We start from the raw sequence: 6,575 nt of genomic DNA, 5'->3' as shown, positions 1-6,575 counted from the left end.
GCTAAGCCGGTGGTCATGATTGAAACACAAATTTCTGGGTATAATGAAACAGAAAATACGGAACATGTTTGAATGCTTTTATGATACAGTCAGGAGGAGCAATTATGAAAAAACCACTGTCTTTGATGCTTATTGCTGCAATGATGCTTTGTCTTAACGGCTGTGGATCCGGTATCGCTGTAAAAGAAAGCAGCGAAGCTTCCCAAAAGACAAAGGAAGCAGAAGCAGAAGCAGCACAGGCGACAGCGGAAGCAGCGCTTGCAACAACACAAGCGGAAAGAGCGACTCCGTCAGAGCCGGAAATTGTCTTAAAGTATGGAGAAGTAAACCCTGAAGGTAATATTGATACCAGAGTTGCCGAGAAGTTTGCACAATACGTATATGAACTGTCTGATGGAAGAATAAAAGTTGACATATATCCGGGTGCTGTTCTGGGAGATGAAAGAACGTCTCTCAATTCATTGAAGTCAGGAAATGGGCTGCTTGATCTATACCGTGCCAATACGAATGCATTAACTGGATATGGGTTTCGAAAGTTGAATTTATTTGGTCTTCCCTATATTTTCCAGGATAGGGAGGGAATGTGGAATGTTTTAGAAAGTGAAGATCTTGGCAGGGCATTTTTAAGTGAAGGGCAGGAGATCGGCGCCAATATGGTAGGCCTGTTTTATACCGATGAAGGTGCCAGAAATATTTTTACAACGGAACCAATTACAGGACTTGCTGATATTAAAAACAAAAGGATCAGAGTTCCCGAATCGGTACTTATGATGGATACCATATCAGCGCTGGGAGCTCAGCCCATCCCCATGCGTTATGAGGATTTATATAATGCGCTGGCAAACGGCGATGTGGAAGGTGCGGAAAATCCCATACCGGCATATCTTTCCAACCGGTTTTATGAGGTTGCCCCTTATTATCTTCTAAGCAATCATGTTTTCAGCCCTGGAATTGTTATGATGTCAGAAAGAAAATGGAACACATTAAGCAAAGAGGACCAGGATATTTTAAGACAAGCCGGGCAGATGGCTTCAGAATGGAACAAAACAGAAATTGTGGCAGAAGAAGGGAGACTGAAAACAGAACTGATAGACCGGGGAGTGACTGTTATACCCATGTCTCCCGAAGAAGAGGCAGAAGCCAGAAAAGTTGAAGAGATTGTCCGGGTCAGTTTTACGCCTGGACTTGAACAGTGGTTATATCGAATTATTGAACTTCAAAAGTAATAGTAACAGGTGAAACATTTTCACCTGTTATTCTTTTACATACCGGTATATAATTGACGGCCGCCCTCCGGTTGTATAATCAATGTCACTGACAATCTGTTTTTTATCCAGAAGATAATTCATGTACCTGCGCACGGTTACACGGGACAAATGAACCTCTTCTGCAACTGTTTCGCTGGTGAGGGCATCTGCCGGGTGCTCTTTCATGTAGGATAAAATGGTATCCAGAGTTTTTTCCTGAAGACCTTTTCGAAGAACCTCCTGCTGGGAAGCAGCCCCGGAAGAAAGCTCAAAAAGAGAATCCAGCTGTTCCTGGGAGAAGGTCTCCTGCTTAAGCAGTTCCTGATGTTCCATAAACCGTGCCAGTGCGTGATTAAAACGCACGTATTCAAAGGGTTTTACCAGATAATCAATGACTCCCAGCCCTAACAGCTTCTTTACATGTGAGGCATCGGTTGCGGCAGTCACCATAATCACATCTATGTGTTTCTGGAGCCTGCGTATCTCAGTAAGGAGTTCCACTCCATCCATGACGGGCATATAAACGTCCATAATCGCCAGATCCGCAGTATGATCCTTTAAATAGTTCAAAGCATCTTTTCCGTTGGAGAACTGGCCGGTTACTTTTAGATATTTATTTAACTCCACATATTGTCTGTTAATAGAGGCTACCATAGGGTCATCCTCTATAATGATTACCTGATACATGATGTTCCTCCTCTGTAAAGGTGATAGTAAATGAAGTACCTGTATTTTCTTCGGATTCCATCTCGATGATTCCGTGATGCTGGTCTACCAGTTTCTTAATCAGGCACATGCCGGATCCGCGCCCATCCCCTTTTGTGGAAAATCCTTTTTCAAATATTTTATCCTGCATGGCGGCAGGGATTCCCCTTCCGGTGTCGTCAACAGAAAGAATGCTTCCGGATTGCCATATATTGATTCCGACCTCAATTTCTTTAATGCCGCTGCTCTGCTCATTTAATTCCTCAATGGCATTTTCAATTAAATTACCCAGAATGGTAATATATAAATCAACAGGCAGATGGAGCTGTGATTCCAGACAGGAGCTGTCTGGTTTAATTGTGAGACGGATGCCCAGTTCACCTGCACGGATAATCTTCCCAATCAAAAGCGCTGCGATACTGGAAACCTGTATCTGTTTTGTAACCTCGCTCACAGCCAGTGTGGATGCCATACTGGTGTTAATGATAAAATCAGTTACCTTTTCCGGCTGTCCCATTTCGATAAATCCAAGGATTACATGGAGCTTATTTTTAAATTCATGATTTAAGGCGCGGAGTGTTTCTACCATGTACCGCGCACCCGTCAGTTCCTCTGCCAGACGGGTATATTCCGTTTTATTGCGGAAGATGGATACGGCTCCCGCAGTTTTTCCATTTTCGATGATGGGAATCCGGTTTGACATGATGTGTTTTCCTTTTATCATAAGACTGATATTATATTCCGGCATTCCTGTCTGAAGGACATGAGGAAGTCTGGTTTCCGGGTAAAGCTTTGTAAGCCGTGTTCCGTATTCAGGCATGGTTTCCAGATCCAGTATTTTTTTAGCCGATTCATTGATAAGGATCAGTTCGCCTTCGGTATTAATGGCAAAAATTCCCTCCTCCAGGGCATCAAGCACTTCTTTTCTTTCAATATGAATCTTACGGAATTCCTCCGGCTTATAACCTAACAGTATTTTTTTTAACCGGTTATACAGGATTCCTGATACAAGAAAACCCATAGAAAGGAGTACAAGAGCCAGTAGTAAAAAAACAAGCAGAATATTTCTGGTAAGCTGGGAAATGCTGGTGGTCAGAACAGAGACCATCACAAAGCCGATGATTTTTCCATGTTCGTCTTTTATGGAATAGAAAGCGCGCCGCTGGCTTCCAAGAGTTCCTTTTCCATTTGTAATATATGGGGAAGCGCCGTTTAAGATAGCGGTTTCGTCACCGCCTACAAAGGTTTTTCCGATCAGTGCCTTATTATTATGATAAAAACGGATGCTGTCATTATTACAGATGGTAACAACATCGATATAATCCAGTTCTTTCACTAACAGATCCATGCGTTTGTTAAAGGCTTCTGAGGGCTGCCCCTTCTTTAACATGTCGGCTACTTCAGGCAATCCGGAGATAAAAATACCCGCATTTTTTATATTCATATCCAGAGAATTTCTTTTTGTCACCAGATTATAATGAAGCGAGACACCCAAAGAAAGTAAAATGGCAAGGATGATGCTGAAAATCTGGGAAACATATATCTGGTGTTCCAATGGTTTTTCTTTCATTCAATACCTCCCCTGATGAACCTATTGTATTAGATGTGAGCGGGAAAATCAACGGGTATCGGGATAAACTTAAAATCCGTTTTCTTTACTTACATAAGTTTTTAATAATGTTCACAAGATTTCAAAATACCGGCACCGGTGATACCATACGGTTATATCAAAAAGTCAACGAAAGGGAAAGGTGAAAAGTTATGGATTATAATAAGCTTGCGCTGGAGCTTCATGAAAAAAACAAAGGAAAAATCGAAGTGATCTCAAAGGTAGAAGTAAAATGCAGAGAGGATTTGAGCACTGCGTATACACCCGGTGTGGCAGAGCCATGCAGAAAGATCAGAGATGATAAATCCGAAGTGTACCGCTATACTGCAAAGGGAAATCTGGTGGCTGTGGTCACAGACGGAACAGCCGTACTGGGCTTAGGAGATATCGGTCCCGAGGCTGCAATGCCCGTAATGGAAGGCAAATCCATTCTTTTTAAAGCTTTTGGCGGAGTGGATGCATTCCCGATTTGTCTGGATACAAAAGATACAGAGGAAATTATTAAAACAGTCCGTTATCTGGCACCTGGTTTTGGCGGGATCAATCTGGAAGATATCTCAGCTCCCAGATGTTTTGAAATAGAACGCCGCTTAAAAGAAGAACTGGATATTCCCGTATTCCATGATGACCAGCACGGAACCGCAATTGTGGTATCTGCCGGAATCATCAATGCGTTAAAGGTTGTTGGAAAGAAAATCGGAGAGGTTAAAACAGTGATCAATGGAGCCGGATCTGCCGGTATCTCAATCTGCAAGCTCTTATTATCCATTGGAATGAAAGATATTATTCTGGTAGATAAAAATGGTGCGCTGGCAGAAGGGGAAGAGTGGATGAATGATGCCCAGAAGATGATGGCCCAGGTTACGAATCCGGAAAATAAGAGGGGTAATTTAAAGGATATTATGGAAGGAAGAGATGTCTTTATCGGCGTTTCTGCTCCTGGAATCGTTACTTCCCAGATGGTAGCTTCTATGGCAGAGGAGCCAATCGTATTTGCGATGGCAAATCCAACTCCTGAGATCATGCCTGATGAAGCAAAGGAAGGCGGAGCAAGAATTATTGCAACAGGACGTTCGGATTTCCCGAACCAGATCAACAATGTACTGGTATTTCCGGGAATTTTCCGTGGGGCTCTTGATGCGAAAGCCACGGATATCACGGAAGAGATGAAGATTGCGGCTGCTTATGCCATTGCAGGAATCATAAAGGAAGAAGAACTGACGGAAGAGTACATCATACCGGGTGCATTTGATGAACGTGTTGCAAAAGCGGTTGCAGAAGCGGTGAAGCAAAAAGCGGTGGAGCAGGGGGTAGTTAAATAAGATGGAAAAAGAAAAAAGCACTTCTGGTTTTTCGATTATGAGCATTAAAATATCTGGAATTCCATTGCCCATTTATCTGGCTTTCACCGCAGTTACTGCGGTTTCCATTGCCATGAAGTGGCTGCCGTCCGGCATGATCGGGGCGCTGCTTGTTATGATGATTTTTGGGGGACTTTTTAATATCATTGGAAATAATCTCCCCATTGTCAAAACCTTTTTGGGCGGTGGTGCAATTGTATGTATTTTTGCTTCAGCAGCTCTTGTATATACCGGCCTGATTCCGGAAAACGTAGTGGAGAACGTAGACCAGTTTATGAATAAAACCGGATTTTTGAATTTCTACATAGCGGCCTTAATTACCGGAAGTATTCTTGGTATGGACCGGTCACTTCTGTTAAAAGCAGCAGTACGGTTTCTCCCGGTTGCTCTTTGCGCAATGACCGTTGCAATCTTAAGTGTCGGCGCAGTGGGAGCTTTGGTCGGATATGGCTTTGTAGATGCAGTAATGTATGTGGCAATCCCCATGATGGGAGGTGGAATGGGAGCCGGGGTGGTTCCTCTGTCCGGCATGTATGCGGAAGCACTTCACACAGATTCTGCCGCCATTATATCACGGATGATACCGGCTTCCACTCTGGGTAATGTAATGGCGATTGTAGGCGCCGGGCTCCTTGCAAAGCTGGGAGATGTAAAACCGGGTTTAACAGGAAACGGCCGTCTCATGAGAAATCACAATTCTGAAATGAATGAAAAGAAAAACTCCTCTGTCAGTCTGGAAGAATTGGGAATCGGTCTGATTACCGCTATGTTTTTCTTTTTACTGGGTGTTATTATCAATAAATTTGTTCCTGCAGTTCACTCTTATGCATGGATGATTATTCTGGTGGCTGTCAGCAAGGCCTGTGGCTTTATTCCTGTGAAATTTGAGGATTCTGCCCGCCAGTGGTCCCAGTTTGTTATGAAAAACTGGACCAGTGCCCTTTTAGTGGGAATCGGAATTTCCATGATCGATTTAGGCGCAGTAGCAAAAGCAGTGAGCCCTATGTATCTTCTTCTTGTATTCGTAGTAGTTGGAAGCGTTTCCGTAGGTGCTGCAGTCGGCGGCTATCTGGTTGGTTTTTATCCGGTAGAGTCTGCTATTACTGCCGGGCTTTGCACCACCAATATGGGCGGAACAGGAGATATCGCGGTACTTTCTGCAGCCAGAAGAATGGAACTTCTGCCATTTGCCCAGATTGCCACCAGAATCTGCGGCGCACTCATTCTGATTGTAGCAAGTCTGCTGACTCAGATCTTATTTTAAATTAGTTAAAGGGGTATAAACAGATCCTCCAATAAAAGATAATTTTCAGGTCATAATTGCTTCTTTCTTAGAAAAGTAATTATAATCTGCAACAGTCTTTATTGGAGGATTTTTAATAAATTCTATACAATAATGGTAGGATAAAGGCGATTTTTTGCGCAGTATATCTCATACTGCGGTTGCAAAATTATATATATTTCGACATTTCTCATTATAAAGTAATTGGTTTTCTTTGTCAAACAACAGTTTATATAGCGATATTAAGTGCAATTGTAAGATAAAAAGAGATATTTTACTTAAAATTCATATGACATAATCTCATTCATTTCAGAACGCCGTCAATGACTGCGTCATCTTTATTTCCGGTAGGATCAGTACTGCTGTAAGTG

At 42.7% G+C, this 6,575-nt stretch carries 5 protein-coding genes; 3 read left to right on the top strand and 2 right to left on the bottom strand.

The features are described 5' to 3' along the window. Positions 1-104 precede the first annotated feature (104 nt). The gene (locus tag DS742_RS22130) at positions 105-1,226 is read left to right on the top strand and encodes a TRAP transporter substrate-binding protein (protein ID WP_170313548.1); all 1,122 of its coding nucleotides are present in this window, start codon (positions 105-107) and stop codon (positions 1,224-1,226) included. A gap of 27 nt (positions 1,227-1,253) precedes the next feature. On the opposite strand, the gene DS742_RS22125 is transcribed toward DS742_RS22130, so the two are convergent. Together DS742_RS22125 and DS742_RS22120 are read right to left on the bottom strand one after the other, a co-directional pair. After that, positions 1,254-1,934, bottom strand: coding sequence for a response regulator (locus tag DS742_RS22125; protein WP_117419130.1), 681 nt, complete (start codon positions 1,932-1,934; stop codon positions 1,254-1,256). Further along, positions 1,906-3,522 (bottom strand): ATP-binding protein, encoded by a 1,617-nt coding sequence (locus DS742_RS22120; protein ID WP_117419129.1) that lies wholly within the window; start codon positions 3,520-3,522, stop codon positions 1,906-1,908. Before DS742_RS22120 ends, DS742_RS22125 begins: the two co-directional genes overlap by 29 nt. Before the next feature lie 191 nt (positions 3,523-3,713). Between DS742_RS22120 and DS742_RS22115 the strand changes: the two genes are divergently transcribed. Continuing rightward, positions 3,714-4,883 (top strand): NAD(P)-dependent malic enzyme, encoded by a 1,170-nt coding sequence (locus DS742_RS22115; protein ID WP_117419128.1) that lies wholly within the window; start codon positions 3,714-3,716, stop codon positions 4,881-4,883. A gap of 1 nt (position 4,884) precedes the next feature. Further along, positions 4,885-6,186, top strand: a complete 1,302-nt coding sequence (locus DS742_RS22110; RefSeq protein ID WP_205692785.1) for a 2-hydroxycarboxylate transporter family protein — start codon at positions 4,885-4,887, stop codon at positions 6,184-6,186. The last annotated feature ends 389 nt before the right edge of the window (positions 6,187-6,575 follow it).

Origin of the sequence: Lacrimispora amygdalina, assembly GCF_003432035.1 — a bacterium.
Taxonomy (GTDB): domain Bacteria; phylum Bacillota; class Clostridia; order Lachnospirales; family Lachnospiraceae; genus Lacrimispora; species Lacrimispora amygdalina.
This window is presented reverse-complemented; position numbering and strand designations above follow the sequence as displayed.